This window comes from Crossiella cryophila, assembly GCF_014204915.1.
GTDB lineage: Bacteria > Actinomycetota > Actinomycetes > Mycobacteriales > Pseudonocardiaceae > Crossiella > Crossiella cryophila.
The window spans coordinates 301,366-315,315 of sequence record NZ_JACHMH010000001.1; the positions used below are offsets into that span (position 1 = coordinate 301,366).

At 71.5% G+C, this 13,950-nt stretch carries 12 protein-coding genes; 2 read left to right on the plus strand and 10 right to left on the minus strand.

Going from position 1 to position 13,950, the window contains the following annotated elements; genetic code table 11:
* Positions 1-5: 5 nt before the first annotated feature.
* Complete coding sequence (gene eno / locus HNR67_RS01410; protein ID WP_185000191.1) at positions 6-1,298, minus strand: phosphopyruvate hydratase; 1,293 nt, start codon at positions 1,296-1,298, stop codon at positions 6-8.
* A gap of 240 nt (positions 1,299-1,538) precedes the next feature.
* On the opposite strand from eno, the gene HNR67_RS01415 reads away from it, so the two are divergent.
* A complete protein-coding gene (locus HNR67_RS01415; protein ID WP_185000192.1) occupies positions 1,539-1,925 on the plus strand; it encodes a CDC27 family protein in 387 nt (128 codons plus the stop codon).
* A gap of 7 nt (positions 1,926-1,932) precedes the next feature.
* Here the strand turns inward: HNR67_RS01415 and HNR67_RS01420 are convergent, their stop codons facing one another.
* From HNR67_RS01420 to HNR67_RS01445, 6 genes are all read right to left on the minus strand, one after another.
* Positions 1,933-2,796, minus strand: a complete 864-nt coding sequence (locus HNR67_RS01420) for a lytic transglycosylase domain-containing protein (protein ID WP_312986186.1) — start codon at positions 2,794-2,796, stop codon at positions 1,933-1,935.
* Between the two features lie 33 nt (positions 2,797-2,829).
* Positions 2,830-3,633 carry a lytic murein transglycosylase gene (locus HNR67_RS01425; RefSeq protein WP_185000193.1) on the minus strand — a complete coding sequence of 268 codons (804 nt, stop codon included), beginning with the start codon at positions 3,631-3,633 and terminating at the stop codon, positions 2,830-2,832.
* A 144-nt stretch (positions 3,634-3,777) separates the two neighbouring features.
* Complete coding sequence (locus HNR67_RS01430; RefSeq protein ID WP_185000194.1) at positions 3,778-4,746, minus strand: MazG family protein; 969 nt, start codon at positions 4,744-4,746, stop codon at positions 3,778-3,780.
* Entirely contained in the window at positions 4,743-5,744 is a 1,002-nt protein-coding gene (locus HNR67_RS01435) for a SurA N-terminal domain-containing protein (RefSeq protein ID WP_185000195.1), read from the minus strand. The genes HNR67_RS01430 and HNR67_RS01435 overlap by 4 nt, the downstream gene beginning before the upstream one ends.
* A 65-nt stretch (positions 5,745-5,809) precedes the next feature.
* On the minus strand, positions 5,810-9,424 hold the full coding sequence (gene mfd, locus HNR67_RS01440) for a transcription-repair coupling factor (RefSeq protein ID WP_185000196.1): 3,615 nt from the start codon (positions 9,422-9,424) through the stop codon (positions 5,810-5,812).
* 80 nt (positions 9,425-9,504) lie between these two features.
* A complete protein-coding gene (locus tag HNR67_RS01445) occupies positions 9,505-9,726 on the minus strand; it encodes a hypothetical protein (protein ID WP_185000197.1) in 222 nt (73 codons plus the stop codon).
* A 102-nt stretch (positions 9,727-9,828) separates the two neighbouring features.
* Between HNR67_RS01445 and HNR67_RS01450 the strand changes: the two genes are divergently transcribed.
* A complete protein-coding gene (locus HNR67_RS01450; RefSeq protein WP_185000198.1) occupies positions 9,829-11,001 on the plus strand; it encodes a PQQ-dependent sugar dehydrogenase in 1,173 nt (390 codons plus the stop codon).
* Here HNR67_RS01450 and HNR67_RS01455 read toward each other — a convergent pair.
* The 3 genes from HNR67_RS01455 to HNR67_RS01465 all read right to left on the minus strand — a co-directional run bounded on the left by HNR67_RS01455 (position 10,988) and on the right by HNR67_RS01465 (position 13,948).
* Complete coding sequence (locus HNR67_RS01455) at positions 10,988-12,205, minus strand: MFS transporter (RefSeq protein WP_185000199.1); 1,218 nt, start codon at positions 12,203-12,205, stop codon at positions 10,988-10,990. The two genes, HNR67_RS01450 and HNR67_RS01455, sit on opposite strands and share 14 nt — an antisense overlap.
* A gap of 9 nt (positions 12,206-12,214) precedes the next feature.
* Positions 12,215-12,814, minus strand: a complete 600-nt coding sequence (locus HNR67_RS01460) for a TetR/AcrR family transcriptional regulator (RefSeq protein WP_185009949.1) — start codon at positions 12,812-12,814, stop codon at positions 12,215-12,217.
* A gap of 168 nt (positions 12,815-12,982) precedes the next feature.
* Positions 12,983-13,948 (minus strand): acyl-CoA desaturase, encoded by a 966-nt coding sequence (locus HNR67_RS01465; RefSeq protein ID WP_185000200.1) that lies wholly within the window; start codon positions 13,946-13,948, stop codon positions 12,983-12,985.
* Positions 13,949-13,950: the final 2 nt, after the last annotated feature.

The following is a 13,950-nucleotide window of genomic DNA, read 5'->3' on the forward strand; positions in this document are numbered from 1 at the left end:
CGGGCTCAGCCCTGGGTGTCCGGGGTGAACCGCGGGAACGCCAGCTCGCCCGCGTAGCGGGCCGCGTCGCCGAGGGTCTCCTCGATCCGCAGCAGCTGGTTGTACTTGGCCACCCGCTCGCTCCGGGCGGGCGCGCCGGTCTTGATCTGACCGCAGTTGAGCGCCACCGCGAGGTCGGCGATGGTGGTGTCCTCGGTCTCGCCGGAACGGTGGCTCATCATGCTGCGGTAGCCGCAGGACTGGGCCAGGCTGATCGTGTCCAGCGTCTCGGACAGGGTGCCGATCTGGTTGACCTTCACCAGCACCGCGTTGGCCGCACGGCGGGCGATGCCCTCCTCCAGGCGCTCCTGGTTGGTGACGAACAGGTCGTCGCCGACGATCTGCACCCGGTCGCCGACCTCCTTGGTCAGCTGCACCCAGCCGTCCCAGTCGTCCTCGGACAGCGGGTCCTCAAGGGAGATCAGCGGGTAGTTGTTGATCAGCTCGGTGTAGTACCCGGTCATCTGCTCGGCACTGCGCTTGGACTTCTCGAAGTGGTACGAGCCGTCCTGGTAGAACTCGGTGGCGGCCGCGTCGAGCGCGAGCGCGACGTCCCGGCCCACCCGGAAACCGGCCTTCTCGATGCCCTGCACGATCAGGTCCAGCGCGTCCCGGTTGCTCGGCAGGTTCGGCGCGAAGCCGCCCTCGTCGCCGAGACCGGTGGCCAGGCCCTTGGCCTTGAGCACCGACTTGAGCGCGTGGTAGACCTCCACGCCCCAGCGCAGCGCCTCGCGGAAGCTCTCCGCGCCGATCGGCGCGATCATGAATTCCTGGATGTCGACATCGCTGTCGGCGTGCGCGCCACCGTTGATGATGTTCATCATCGGCACCGGCAGCACGTGCGCGTTCGGACCGCCGACGTAGCGGAACAACTCCAGCCCGCTGGACTCGGCCGCGGCCTTGGCCACCGCGAGCGAGACGCCGAGGATGGCGTTCGCGCCGAGCCGGGACTTGTCCGGCGTGCCGTCCAGGTCGACCAGCTTCTGGTCGACCAGCCGCTGCTCCACGGCCTCGATGCCGACCAGCTCGGGGCCGATCTCGTCGAGCACCGCGGTCACGGCCTTCTCGACACCCTTGCCGAGGTACCGGTTGCTGTCGCCGTCGCGCAGCTCGACTGCCTCGTGCTCGCCCGTGGACGCACCCGAGGGCACGGCCGCGCGGGCCAGCGTGCCGTCATCCAGTGCCACCTCGACCTCGACGGTGGGGTTGCCGCGAGAGTCCAGGATCTCGCGGGCGCCTACCTGTTCGATGACCGCCACGTGCGCTCTCCTTAATCACCCAGCCTGGGACTTGACCACTGCCGAGCCTAGCCGGACCCCCGAGTCACCCGTGCGCAGTGTTGGCCGTTCTCGTACGCAGTGTTGGCCACACTGGTACGGCTACCGCCCGAAAACGGCCAACACACCGTACGAGAACGGCCAACACGGTGGAGTGGGGTGTGGATCATGGCCCGGATGGCGGGCGCGCGATCGGCGAAGACGTCGTACCGTGGGGTGACTATGACCGAGGGCACCTTCGAGGCGTATCGCAGGGCGGAGTCGCTCCTGGCCGCGAACCGGCCACTGGACGCACTTCGCTGGCTGGAGCCCGTCCTGGAGTCCAATCCGGACCTGCCGAGTGTTCATCTGCTGGCCGCCAGGTGTTATCTGCACTCGGCCCAGTTCACCAGGGCCGAGCGGTCCTTCCGGCGGGTGCTGGAGCTGGATCCCACCGATCACTACGCCCGCTTCGCGCTGGGCCGGACCCTGCAACGGCAGAGCAGGCTGTCCGAGGCGATCACCCAGCTGCGGATGGCCGCGGCGATGAACCCGAAGCCGGACTACCTGGAAGCGGTCAACGAGGTCAGGGCCCGGATGATGCTGCGGGAGAAGGACACCGGCACCTGAACCGGCCTCAGCGCTGGCCGAGGCTGCCGCGGGCGTACCGGTCGGCGAGGCCGAAGACCTTCTGGCCGTACTCCACCGAGTTGTTGTAGGTGAAGGTCGCCGCCCACCAGTCCTTGCCGGTGCCCATGTCCCGGTTGGCCGAGCACAGGTAGCGGCCCGCGGCCACCGCGGCGTCGTCGATGTCCTGCGGATCGGCCTTGCCGTCCCCGTCGCCGTCGGCGGCGAAGCGCTTCCAGGTGCCCGGGATGAACTGCATCGGGCCGACCGCCCGGTCCCACTGGGTGTCGCCGTCGAGCTGGCCCTTGTCGGTGTCCGGGATGGCCTTGAAGCCGGGTGAGCCGTCCAGCGGCACGCCGATGATCGGCTTGGACGGGCGGCCGTCCTCCTGCAGGGTCGCGCCGCCGTAGCGGTTGTGGTTGGACTCGATCCGGCCGATCGCGGCGATGGTGGCCCAGGTGATCCGGCAGCGCGGCTTCTCCGCGCGCAGGGTCAGGTCGGCCACCGCGTAGGCGCGTAGGGCGCGGGCCGGGACCTCGATGGTCTCGCTGACCCGGTTGGCCCACTCGCCGATCGGGTCCGGCGCCTGACCGCCCTGGGCCGCTGGCGGCGGCTTGCGATCCGGCGGCGGCTGCCGGTCCGGCAGCACGTCGCCGGGTACCGCGGAGCCGGGTTCCACCGGCACCGCCACGATCGGCGGCTCCACCCGGCGCGGGGTCCGGTCCGGCTCGGTGACCTGGGTCAGCGCCCAGATGCCCGCCCCGGCCACGCCGACCACCACTCCGGCGATGACCAGCCTCCCGGCCAGCCCGGCACGGCGGCGCGGCGGCTCGGGGGTGGGCGTCGGCAGTGACGGTGCTGCGGGGGTGACCACCAGACCAGGCTACGCACACCCGGCGCGGGCGGGTCAGTTCTCGCGGCTGGCCCGGCCGTAGTGATCGGCCCGGTCCAGCACCTCCTGGCCGTAGCGGCGGCTCTCGTTGTACGTGGTCACCGCACGCCACCAGCCCTCCGGCGTGCCCAGGTCGCCGCCGCTGGCGCACAGGTAGCGGGCGGCGGAGAGGGCGGCGTCGTCGAGGTCGTCCGGATCGGTGCGGCCGTCGGTGTCCGCGTCGGCGCCCCAGGCCTGCCAGGTGGTCGGGATGAACTGGAGCGGGCCCATCGCCCGGTCCCACACGGTGTCCCCGTCCAGCCTGCCGCCGTCGGTGTCCCTGATCGCCTTCACCCCCGGCCGCCCGTCGAGCGGGATGCCGCGGATATCGCTGGTGGGGCGGGCCGAGGCGTCCAGCCGGGCGCCGTTGAACCGGCCGTGGTTGGACTCGACCTGGCCGATCCCGGCGAGCGCGGTCCAGGTGATCCGGCAGGCGGGCCGCTCGGCCGCGGTGAGCGCGGCGGCGTAGCCGTATGCCTCCAGCGCGCCCTTGGGCACGTTGAGCTTGTTCGAGTACTGGGCGGCCCAGCCGGCCAGCTGGGCCTGCGGGCGGGCGCCTGGTGGTTGCGGGGTCAGCTCGGGCAGCGCCGCGCCCGCGTTCGGCGGGGCGAGGGCGGCTGGCAACTTGAACTCGGCGACCGGTGGCTGCCGCAACGCGGGCGTGGCGGCCAGCTCGCCGCGCACCACCACCGCGCCGAGGGTGGCCAGCGCGGCTCCGGTGGCCCCGAGCAACAGGAAGGCCCAGCATCGTTCGCTTCGGGTGTGGCCGTCGGCGTTCATCGCCACCCAGTGTGCCTGGGAACGCGCTCAAGGTCATCGTCAACCCACACGGCGGGTCACGAATTCATTCCGATTAACCCAATCAGGGGTAGCCCATCTCCCCCGTTCAGCCGGAAAACCTATCGCCGGGGGTTAACACGGGCCTTACTTCTTCGGCCAGTAGTGGCGCCAGCCGTCCGCGTCCAGCGCGGCCGGGTCGGCGCCGTCGGCGCGGGCGGCGGCCTCGGCCGCGCGCAGGGTGAGCCCGAAACCACGGGCCACCGCACGCAGTTCGGACTCCGGGTCGGCACCGCCGAGCTTGGCCAGCGCGGCCACCGAGAACAGGGCCTGACCCGGGTCGCCGCCGCCGGGCAGCAGGTCGACCGGCACCCCGGCGCGACCGGCACGCTGGGCGAGTTTGGCGGCCAGGGCCACCGCGGGCTGGCCGAGGGCGACCCCGTCCACCGCGGACTCCCTGCGCTTCTCCACCTGCTTCAGCTCCTCCCAGCGCTGCTGCTGGGTGTGGCTGTCCCGGACCGCGGGGTCACCGTGCTCGGCGAAGACGTGCGGGTGCCTGCCGACCAGCTTGGCCACCAGCTCGGCGGCCACCTCGTCGATGGAGAACGGGTCCGCCCCGTCCTCCTCGGCCACCCTGGCGTGGAAGAGCACCTGCAACAGCACGTCGCCGAGTTCCTCGCGCAACGCGGCCCGGTCGCCGTCCTCGATCGCCTCCAGCAGCTCGTAGGTCTCCTCGACCAGGTACTGCCGCAGCGAGTCGTGCGTTTGCTCGGCGTCCCAGGGACAGCCGCCCGGCGAGCGCAGCCGGTGCATCACCTGGGCCGCCTCGACCAGCCCGGCGCCGCGTGGCTCCGGGGTGCCGATCAGCTTGGCCCCGGCCCGCACCAGCGCGGCCGCGGCCGGGCCCTCGGCGTCCAGGGTCAGCAGCACCACCGGCGCCTGCTCGGCCAGCGCGAGCAGCTCGGCCACCGGGGGCGGCACCGGGAAGCCCAGCTCGGCCGGGTCGGCGTAGACCTCGGCCGCGGTGCGCACCGCGGGCACCGCGGCCAGCGGTAAGACCGCGCCCAGGCGCTCGCTGAGCAGGACGACGGCGCAGCCCTGACGCACCGGCGTCACTTCTGGACTTCGGTCCGCGCCGGGATGCTGAAGGTGGGGGCCGGGTTGCCGGGGCCGGTGATCCGGGCCTGGGTGTCGGTGGAGGTCGGCTCCCAGACGCCGTAGCGCGGGTTGATCTCGATGGTCTTGGTCGAGGCGTAGTGCGAGATCACGGCCTGGCCGACCAGTTCGAGCTGGGACGGGCTGGCCTGCTCGGCGACCTCACCCGGCGAGGTGCCCGAGGTCGGCTGGTCGGAGCGGTTCTTCACCCTGGCCACGATCCACTGCTGCGCGCCGCCGCCCTGCTGGCCGGAGTTCAGCGAGACCCCGACCACGGTGCCCGCCGGCACGGTGAACAGCGACATCAGCGCGCGCGGGGTCTGCTGGCCGAGGAAGTTGGTCACCGGCAGCGTCTGGTTCAGCCTGCTCTGCTCGGCGGTCTGCCCGGTCTGCGGGTTGGCGGGCATGCCCGCCACGTCCTTGCGCACCAGCGCGGTCGCGGCCTGCTCGCTCTGCGCCATCTCCTTGGCCTTGCGCTCGGCCTCGGTGCGGCTGGTCGCGGTGGTGAAGTCCATGGTGATGCGCAGGTTCTGGATGTGCCTGCGGCCGATCGCGGCGGCCAGCAGCTGGGCCCGCACCGACTGGTGGTAGTTGGCCGGGGTCTCCAGGGTCTGCGCCGCCGCCTCGGTGGAACCACCCACCTGCTTGATCAGCGCCTGGACCTCTTCCTCGCTGTAGGTCACGCCCTCGGCCTTGGCGACCTGGCGGACCAGTTCGCGGCTGACCAGCACGCTGGCCTGCGCCCGGCCCAGGTTGGCCAGGCCCTGCCGCTCCCGCTGCTCCCCGGAGCCGTCCGAGTAGGCCGCCAGCCAGGCGTCGAAGCGCTGCTGCACGGTCTCCAGCGGGATGGCGGTGTCGCCGACGATCGCCGCGCTGCCGATCTTGCTGGGGCCACCGGCACAGCCGGTCAGGAACAGGCCCGCGGTGATCGACACGGCGACCAGGCGGGTGCGAGTCATGGCCTTCGTCACAGCTCCGTACCTTCTCACGATCGGGTGGCGCAGGTCGTCACGAGTCTTGCCCATCAGGCCCTTCCCGCCCCAACGGGGGTACCCGGAGTGGCTCCGGCGAGGTTGCGCAGGAACTGCGCGCACCAGTCCAGCAACACATCGTCGCGCAGCGCGGGCGCGCCCATCCGCCCGCCTGCCGGGCCCTCGGTCGGCCGCGGCACGTTGATCAGGTGGGTGCCCGGCTTGTACAGCGCCTTGGGGTAGAGCCGCTTGAGCCGGATGGTCTGCGAGTCGCGCAGGTCCATCGGGGCGAACCGGATCTGGCTGCCCTGCAGGGCGATCTCGGTGACCCCGTGCTCCCGGCAGGTCTGGCGCAGGGTGGAGACGGCCAGCAGGTGCTCCACCGGTTTGGGCAGCGGGCCGTAGCGGTCGGTCAGCTCCTCGCGCACCGCGTCCAGGTCGGCCGCGCTGCCGGCCGCGGCGATCTTGCGGTATGCCTCCAGCCGCAGCCGCTCGCCCGGCACGTACTCGTGCGGGATGTGCGCGTCCACCGGCAGCTCGATCCGCACGTCGGCCAGCTCGGTCTCCTCGGCCTCGCCGTCCCCCGCGCCAGCCTGCTTGCGGAAGGCGTCCACCGCCTCGCCGACCAGCCGGACGTAGAGGTCGAAGCCGACCCCGGCGATGTGCCCTGACTGCTCAGCGCCGAGGATGTTGCCCGCGCCGCGGATCTCCAGGTCCTTCATGGCCACCGCCATGCCGGAGCCCAGCTCGGAGTTCTGCGCGATGGTGGCCAGCCGGTCGTGCGCGTGCTCGGTGAGCGGGGACTCCGGCGGGTAGAGGAAGTAGGCGTAGCCGCGTTCCCTCGCCCGGCCGACCCGGCCGCGCAACTGGTGCAGCTGGGAGAGGCCGAGCAGGTCGCCGCGCTCCACGATGAGGGTGTTGGCGTTGGAGATGTCCAGGCCGGTCTCCACGATGGTGGTGCAGACCAGGACGTCGTACTCCTTCTCCCAGAAGCCCTCGATGATCTTCTCCAGCCGGTCCTCGTTCATCTGCCCGTGCGCGGTGACCACCCTGGCCTCCGGCACCAGCTCACGCAGCGAGCGGGCCGCCTTCTCGATGGTGCTGACCCGGTTGTGCACGTAGAAGACCTGGCCGTCGCGCAACAGCTCGCGCCGGATGGCCGCGCCGACCTGCTTCTCGTTGTGCCCGCCGACGTAGGTCAGCACCGGGTGCCGCTCCTCCGGCGGGGTGAGGATGGTGGACATCTCGCGGATGCCGGCCAGGCTCATCTCCAGCGTGCGCGGGATCGGGGTGGCGGACATGGTGAGCACGTCCACGTGCGTGCGCAGGGACTTGATGTGCTCCTTGTGCTCGACCCCGAACCGCTGCTCCTCGTCCACGATGACCAGGCCGAGATCCTTGTAGCGCACGGTTTTCTGCAGCAGCCGGTGGGTGCCGATGACCACGTCCACACCACCGTCGGCCAGCCCGGCCAGCACCTTCTCCGCTTCCATCGGGTCGGTGAACCGGGACATGCCCTTGACCGTGACCGGGAAGGCGCGCATCCGCTCGGTGAAGGTGTTGAGGTGCTGCTGGGCGAGCAGCGTGGTGGGCACCAGCACCACCACCTGCTTGCCGTCCTGCACCGCCTTGAACGCCGCGCGCACCGCGATCTCGGTCTTGCCGTAGCCGACGTCGCCGCAGATCACCCGGTCCATCGGCACCGGGCGGCGCATGTCGGCCTTGACCTCGTCGATGGCGGCCATCTGGTCGGGGGTCTCGGTGAACGGGAAGGCGTCCTCCAGCTCCCGCTGCCACGGGGTGTCCTCGCCGAAGGCGTGTCCCGGCGCGGACTGCCTGGCCGCGTAGAGCTGCACGAGTTCGGCCGCGATCTGCTTGACCGCCTTGCGCGCCTTGGCCTTGGTCGCCTTCCAGTCCGAGCCGCCGAGCTTGTTCAGCGCGGGCAGCTCGCCGCCGACATAGCGGGAGACGTCGTCGAGCTGGTCGGTCGGCACGAACAGCCGGTCGCCGGGCTGGCCGCGTTTGCCGGAGGCGTACTCCAGCACCAGGTACTCCCGGGTGGCGCCCTGCACGGTGCGCTGCACCATCTGCACGTACTTGCCGATGCCGTGCTGCTCGTGCACCACGAAGTCGCCCGGCTTGAGCGCGAGCGGGTCCACGGCGTTGCGGCGGCGCGAGGGCATCCGGCGCATGTCCTTGGTGGAGGTGCCGCCGCGGCCGCCGGTGAGGTCGGTCTCGGTGAGCACCACCAGCGCCGGGTCGGTCAGCACGAAGCCGTCCTCCAGCGCGCCGCGGACCACGGTGACCAGGCCGGGTGCCGGCGCCTCCGGCAGGCCGTCCTCGGCCCAGCGGCAGGGCACCTCGGCCTCGCCGAGCTGTTCGCAGGCGCGCTGGCCGGTGCCGGTGCCGGGCACCACGAGCACCGCGGCGCCGCCGGCCGCGGCGTGCGCGCGCAGGTCGGCGAAGGCCCGCTCGACCTCGCCGCGGTAGGCCTCGACCTGGCGGATGTCCAGCCGGATCGGGCGGCGCTCGCCGTCCACGTCGTCGGTGGTGAGCTGGCTCAGCGACCACCAGGGACGACCGGTCTCGCGGGCGTGCTCGGCCACGTCGGAGAGGCTGCGGTAGGCGGAGGCGCCCAGGTCGATCGGGGCCTTGCCGCCGCTGGCCGCGGCCATCCAGGAGGCTTCCAGGAACTCCTGGCCGGTGCGCACCAGGTCGTGCGCGCGGGTGCGCACCTTCTCCGGATCGGCCACCAGCACGTGCGTGCCGACCGGGACCACGTCGGTGAGCAGTTCGAGCTGACCGGGCAGCAACGCCGGCAGCAACGCCTCCATGCCCTCGCACGGGATGCCGTTGGCGATCTTGTCCAGCATCTCGGCCAGCTGCGGATCGCCCTGGTGCTCCGCGCCAAGGGCGGCCGCACGGGCCCGGACCGCGTCGGTGATCAGCAGTTCCCGGCAGGGCGGGGCGAACAGCTCGGGCACCGCCTCGGTCAGCGAACGCTGGTCGGCCACGGCGAAGGCGCGGATCTCGGTGACCTCATCGCCCCAGAACTCCAGCCGCACCGGGTGTTCGGCGGTGGGCGGGAAGACGTCCAGGATGCCGCCGCGCACGGCGAACTCCCCGCGCTTCTCCACCATGTCCACCCGCACGTAGGCCAGCTGCACGAACCGCTCGACCAGGGTGTGGAAGTCGTGTTCGGAGCCGACCCGCAGCCGCACCGGCTCCAGTTCGCCAAGGCCGGGCGCCATCGGCTGGATCAGGCTGCGCACGGTGGCCACCACCACCCGCAGCGGCCCGAACTCCTCGGGGTGGGCCAGCCTGCGCAGGATGGACAGCCGCCCGCCGACGGTGTCCGCCCTCGGCGAGAGCCGCTCGTGCGGCAACGTCTCCCAGGACGGGAAGACCGCCACGGTGTCCGCGCCGAGCAGGTCGGACAGCCCGGTGCCGAGTTCCTCGGCCTCCCGCCCGGTGGCGGTGATGACCAGCGCCATCCGCTCCGCGCCGATGGGGGCGGGCGCGGCGAGGGTGGCCACCACCAGCGGCCGGGCCGAGGCCGGGCCTTCCAGTTCCAGGTCATGCGCGCCGACCGCGCTGACGACCTTGCGGAGGGCCTCGGACTTCGCGGTGGCGAGCAGCAGACCGGCCAGCGGTGCGGAGGTGGTCATGACGGAGTGCGATCCCCTCGATGTTCGAACGCGAGACAGACCTCTGCCCGGGATATCGCCCCGGAGAGGGGTCTCGTCAGTCAGCCTACGTCGGCCGCGCGCTCATCGCCCGCGACCCACCAGTCGAGCAGTCCCGGCGCCACCGCGATGCCGATGAGCAGGCCGGGGTTGAACCAGCCCCAGTGGAACTCGTTGAGCCAGAAGCTGACCACGAGCACGGCCAGCAGCACCGGGATCCGGTACCAGCGGCGGACGAGCGAACGCCCGATCCGCCGCACATTTCCCGCCAGGCTCGCTCTCATCACGCGCAGCGTGCCACGCCAGGCCCCGCGCGCCCCAGCGATTTCCTCCGGTGATCCGGACATTCACGGCGAGACCACATCAGATGCCGCACTCTGGAGAACATGTACTCGCGGCTCGCGATCATCGGGGTGTCGGTCCTGCTCACGGCGGGTTGTGCGGGTGGGGTGGGCGGTAGCGCGCCGTCCACGAGTCCCTCGCCCAGCCTGGCGGTGGAGGTGGTCACCGACAAGCTCACGCACGGCTGGGAGATCGGCTTCCTGCCGGACGGGCAGGTCCTGGTCAGCCAGCGGCCCGGCAGGCTGGCGCTGCTGTCCGGGTCCAGGCCGGGGGCGAGTGTGACCGAGGTGCGCGCGGACTTCGCCGACGTGCTGGTGCGCGGGGAGGGCGGGCTGCTCGGCATGGTGGTGCACCCGGACTTCGCCACCAGCCGCAGGTTCACCACCTGCCAGACCTACCAGCAGGACGACCGGCCCGTCGACGTCCGGCTGATCACCTGGACGCTGGCCGCGGACGGCCGGAGTGCGACCAGGAGCCCGAACCCGTTGCTGACCGGGCTGCCGGTGAGCAACGGGCGGCATTCCGGCTGCCGGTTGCAGCTGGCCCCTGACGGCGCGCTGCTGGTCGGCACCGGGGACGCGGCGCAGGCCGCGGCCGCGCAGGACCGGCACGGGCTGGGTGGCAAGGTGCTGCGGATCGACCTGAACACCGGGGCGGCCGCGCCGGGCAACCCGTTCGCCACCTCCGGCGACGCGCGGGAGCGGCTGATCCACACCTTCGGCCACCGCAACGTGCAGGGGCTGGCGGTGCGGCCGGGCGGGGACCAGGTCTTCGCCGCCGAGCACGGGCCGACCCGCGATGACGAGGTCAACCTGCTCAAGGCGGGCGCCAACTACGGCTGGGACCCGGCCCAGGGCGGCACGGTCACCAGCTATGACGAGAGCGTGCCGATGACCGACACCGAGCGGTTCCCGGACGCGGTGCCGGCGGTGTGGAGTTCGGGCTCCTCCACCGAGGCGGTCTGCGCGGTGGACTTCCTCAGCGGCGCGAACTGGGGCGAGCTGGACGGCGTGCTGGCCATGACCACGTTGAAGGGCAGCAAACTGCTGCTGCTCAGCCTGGACGCGACCGGCGCGGTGAAGTCGGTCTCCGCGCCGAGGGAGCTGGACGACACGCACGGCAGGCTGCGCGCGGCCCGCCGCGGCCCGGACGGCGCGCTGTACGTGACCACCACCAACGGCACCGGCGACAAGCTGCTGCGGATCACCCGCCGCTGACCGTCGGCGCGGTGTTCTCCAGCCGGCGCACACTACGGCTGGCCAGCATGAACAGCGTGGCCAGCGCGATCACCCCGGCCGCGGCGTAGAGGGTCTCGGTGACCCCGAAGGCGTGCGCGGCCGGGCCGATCGCGATCTCGCCGATCGGCACCGCGAGGAAGGACCCGATCGCGTCGTAGGAGTACACCCTGGCCAGCCGGTCGGCCGGGATGTGCTGCTGCATCGAGGTCTCCCAGGCCACCCCGAACTGCTCCAGCCCGACCCCGGCCAGGAAGGCCATCAGCACCAGCGTGGTGGTCTGCGGGCTGATCGCCAGGGTCAGCGGCAGCACCGCGTCCAGCAGCATGCACGCGCACCCGACCAGCAACAGCCTGCGTACCCGCAACCGCATCGCGATCACCGCGCCCACCGCCATGCCCGCGGTCTGCGCGGCCAGCACCAGGCCCCAGGCGGAGCGGCCGATGGTCGCATCGGCCACCGCGGGGCCGAGCACCTGCAGCACGCCGACCACGGCTGCGTTGAGGAACATGAACCCGACCACGACCACGACCACCCAGCGCCGGGCCACGAACTCCCGCCACCCGTCGACCAGTTCGCGGATCATGCTGGTGCGCGGCCCGCCGGTGACCCCGGCCGGCACCTTGATCAGCCAGAAGCACACCCCGGCCACCGCGAAGGTCAGCGCGTCCAGCGCCAGCCCCCAGCCGGGCCCGACCACCGCCACCAGCAGCCCGCCTGCCGAGGCGCCGACGATCTTGCTGCCGTTCAGCCCGAGCCGCATCAGCGCGTTGGCCTGCAGCCAGGACTCCTCGGGCGCAGTCTGCGGGGTGATCGCGGAGGAGGCTGGCCAGGAGAAGGCGACCGCGGTGCCGTTGATCGCGGCCAGCACGGCCACCACCGGCACGGTCGCGGTGCCGGTGATCACCAGCGCGGCCAGCACGGCCTGGCTGAGCACGCTCACCGCGCTGCTGCCGACCAGCACCAGATGCCGGGGCAACCGGTCCGCGATCACCCCGCCGAAGAGCAGCGAGAGCACGGACATGATCGAGCGCAGGCCGACAACCAGGCCGAGGGTGACCACCGAGCCGGTGAGGTCGAGCACGGCGAAGGCCAGTGCGATGGTGGCGACGGAATCACCCACCTGAGTGATCACCCGGCCCACGGTCAGCAGCCGGAAGGCGGGATACCGCAGGGGTGCGAGCACCCGGTCAAGTTATCGAGAGATGCGCAGCTTGGGTGCCGGATCCAGGTGTGACAAACCCTTCCAGGACAGGTTGACCAGGTGCGCGGCCACCTCTTCCTTCTTGGGCTTGCGCACCTCCAGCCACCACTGCCCGGTGAGCGCGACCATGCCCACCAGCGCCTGCGCGTAGAGCCCGGCCAGTTTGGGGTCATAGCCGCGGGAGGAGAACTGCAGCCCGAGGATGTGCTCGACCTGGCTGGCGATGTCGTTGAGCAGGCTGGAGAAGCTGCCGGTCGCACTGGCCACCGGCGAGTCGCGGACCAGGATCCGGAAGCCGTCGGCGGACTCCTCGATGTAGTCCAGCAACGCGGTGGCGGCACGTTCCAGCAGCTCACGGGGGTGGGTGGCACCGGAGAGGGCGCTGATGACACCTTCCAGCAGCAGGTCCATCTCACGGTCCACGACCACCGCGTAGAGGCCCTCTTTGCCGCCGAAGTGCTCATAGACCACGGGCTTGGACACGCCGGCCCGGTGCGCGATCTCCTCGATGCTGGCCGCGTCGTAGCCCTTCTCGGCGAACAGCGCCCGCCCGACGTCGAGGAGCTGCTGCCGCCGCTCCTTGCCGGTCATGCGCACCCGCGGCACCGGCGGGCGCGCTGCGGCGACTTCGCTCTGCGCCCGCTCGCGTCGTCGTGCTGCCATCTCCCCCACCCTAGATGCTTTTCCTACCGCAATATGCCAGCGGCCCAGCTCACGCCGCACGTGAACTGGGCCGCCGAGGCGAAAACTGCCGGAAATTCAGTGCGCCGCCTCAGTGACCGTGATGCGCGCCAGGCGCTGCTCAGAGGGCCAGCGCACGGAGTGCACCCAGCCGAACTTCTCGAAGATCCAGATGATCCGGGCCGAGGTGTCCAGCTGCCAGCGCTTGACGCCGTGGCGGGCGCTGGTCGGGTCGGCGTGGTGCAGGTTGTGCCAGGACTCGCCGAAGCTCAGGATCGCCAGCGGCCAGAAGTTGGCCGCCTTGTCCTTGGACTTGAACGGGCGGTCGCCGATCAGGTGGCAGATCGAGTTGGTCGACCAGGTGACGTGGTGCAGGAAGCCCACCCGGACGATGCCAGCCCAGAAGAACGCGGTCAGCGCGCCCCACCAGGACCAGGTGATCAGGCCGCCGAGCACACCGGGCAGCACGAAGGTGGCCACGGTGAACAGCGAGAAGTACTTGTCGACCAGCTTGATGTCGTTGTCGGCGAGCAGGTCGGGGGCGAAGCGCTCGGCGTTGGTCTTGTCCCGGTTGAGCGTCCAGCCCATGTGCGCGTGCCAGAAGCCCTTGGTCAGACCCCACGGCGTGGTGCCGTGCAGCCACGGCGAGTGCGGGTCGCCCTCCTTGTCGGAGAAGGCGTGGTGCCGCCGGTGGTCGGCCACCCAGTGCAGGATCGAGCCCTGCACGGCCATCATCCCGGCCACCGCCAGCCCGATCCGGACCGGGCGTTTGGCCTTGAACGAGCCGTGTGTGAAGTGCCGGTGGAAGCCGATGGTCACACCGAGACCGGACAGGTAGTAGAAGAACACGGCGAGGCCGATGTCCACCCAGCTAAGCCCCCACCCCCAGGCCAGCGGCACCGCCGCGATCAGCACCAGGGTCGGGATGATCACGAAGGCGCAGATGGTGATGTGCGCGGTGGTGGAGCGCGGCTCGCCCAGCATGGGCTTGGGGCCGCGCGGGGTCTCCTCGGTGGGAGCGGGAGTCTCGACAGTGGTCGTCATTC

Coding starts and splice junctions, on each gene's coding strand:
- HNR67_RS01415 (WP_185000192.1), top strand. CDS start 1,539: ATGACCGAGGGCACCTTCGAGGCGTATCGCAGGGCGGAGTCGCTCCTG.
- HNR67_RS01425 (WP_185000193.1), bottom strand. CDS start 3,633: ATGAACGCCGACGGCCACACCCGAAGCGAACGATGCTGGGCCTTCCTG.
- HNR67_RS01435 (WP_185000195.1), bottom strand. CDS start 5,744: ATGACTCGCACCCGCCTGGTCGCCGTGTCGATCACCGCGGGCCTGTTC.
- mfd (WP_185000196.1), bottom strand. CDS start 9,424: ATGACCACCTCCGCACCGCTGGCCGGTCTGCTGCTCGCCACCGCGAAG.
- HNR67_RS01445 (WP_185000197.1), bottom strand. CDS start 9,726: ATGAGAGCGAGCCTGGCGGGAAATGTGCGGCGGATCGGGCGTTCGCTC.
- HNR67_RS01450 (WP_185000198.1), top strand. CDS start 9,829: ATGTACTCGCGGCTCGCGATCATCGGGGTGTCGGTCCTGCTCACGGCG.
- HNR67_RS01460 (WP_185009949.1), bottom strand. CDS start 12,814: ATGACCGGCAAGGAGCGGCGGCAGCAGCTCCTCGACGTCGGGCGGGCG.
- HNR67_RS01465 (WP_185000200.1), bottom strand. CDS start 13,948: ATGACGACCACTGTCGAGACTCCCGCTCCCACCGAGGAGACCCCGCGC.